Raw genomic sequence first — 1218 nt, 5'->3', positions numbered from 1 at the left:
CAGCGGCGGCGCTTGCGCTCGTCGTGATCGGGTCGTGTTCTGACGCCAGTTCGCTCGTCGCTTCCGAGAAAAACGACTCCTGACCGGCGGAATGCTCTTTGAAATCGCCGTTCAACTGCGATCTATGACGCGTGATCCGGATCCAGAGGATACGGCCGGCCTCCTTTCCGAAGCCGACGCTGAAACTGCGAAAAACGTGGTCGACCGCCTCCGTGGTCGAGACCGTGACCGCTTCGACGCCGCCCGCGCTGCGTTCGACGACGCCGAGAGCGACTCGTGACTCGGTTCGGGATCTGGGATTTTCCCCGCAGCGGACGCGGATTTAAGAACGTTGGCGGATAAGAATACGGCATGGCTGCTGAGATCTCCGACCGCGTTCGCGAAATTGCGGCGGCTCGCGAGCTCTCCGAGTCCGAAGTCTTCGAGCGCGCCCTCGAACGAGGCCTCGAAGCCCTCTGGAAAGATCTCGTCCTCGCGCAGTACCTCGCCGGCGACCTCGACCGTGCGGCGGCGATCGACCGCGTCGGGCGGGCGACGGTCGAGCGAGCCGACCGAGAGCGTTCGGTCGTCGAGGATGACGTCGATTGGGGCTTGAACGCGTGACACTCGCGGCAGTCTCGGACGCGGGACCGCTCATTCATCTTGCCGAAATCGATTCGCTTGAACTACTCGCGACGTTCGACACGCTCCTCGTTCCAAAGACCGTCTACGAGGAAGTCGAGTCCGGTGGTGTTCCTGCCGGGTTATCGGATCTCTCGTACGAACTCGTCGAAGCCGACGAACGTCGAGTTGACGAAACAGAACTGGATGCCGGAGAGCGCGCCGCAATTGCGATCGCGAAGGATCGAAGCGTCGTCCTGCTGACGGATGACCTTGCTGCCCGGGAGGCCGCAACCGACGCTGGCGTCGACGTACACGGTACCGTCGGCATTATCGCGCTCGGCTACGGTCGCAAGGTACTCGGTAAGGACGAGGCGAAATCTCGTATGCGCGCACTCCAACGTGAAACGAGTTTGTTCATCTCTGAGACGGTCGTGGAGCGTGGCATCCAAATGCTCGATGAACAATAATCTGATACCATTGGTCTATGTACCAATGGATGTGTGGCCTCACTAACCGACGACGCCACGGTGATACCCATGACCGACACCACGCCGCCGCGACATCCGATGGAGCGCGAACGGCTTCGAGCCGAATCGACCCTCGTCGTGACGGTGA

Annotated in this window: 3 protein-coding genes; all 3 read left to right on the top strand. The window is 61.3% G+C overall.

The window, feature by feature from the left end:
* Positions 1-124: 124 nt before the first annotated feature.
* The 3 genes from EXE44_RS20365 (at position 125) to EXE44_RS16750 (ending at position 1070) form a co-directional block, all read left to right on the top strand.
* On the top strand, positions 125-280 hold the full coding sequence (locus tag EXE44_RS20365) for a hypothetical protein (protein WP_158293485.1): 156 nt from the start codon (positions 125-127) through the stop codon (positions 278-280).
* 71 nt (positions 281-351) lie between these two features.
* Positions 352-603 (top strand): hypothetical protein, encoded by a 252-nt coding sequence (locus EXE44_RS16755; RefSeq protein WP_092920788.1) that lies wholly within the window; start codon positions 352-354, stop codon positions 601-603.
* The gene (locus tag EXE44_RS16750) at positions 600-1070 is read left to right on the top strand and encodes a nucleic acid-binding protein (protein WP_092920789.1); all 471 of its coding nucleotides are present in this window, start codon (positions 600-602) and stop codon (positions 1068-1070) included. The genes EXE44_RS16755 and EXE44_RS16750 overlap by 4 nt, the downstream gene beginning before the upstream one ends.
* Positions 1071-1218 lie beyond the last annotated feature (148 nt).

This window comes from Halorubrum sp. SS7, assembly GCF_005435055.1.
Lineage (GTDB): Archaea > Halobacteriota > Halobacteria > Halobacteriales > Haloferacaceae > Halorubrum > Halorubrum salinarum.
This window is presented reverse-complemented; position numbering and strand designations above follow the sequence as displayed.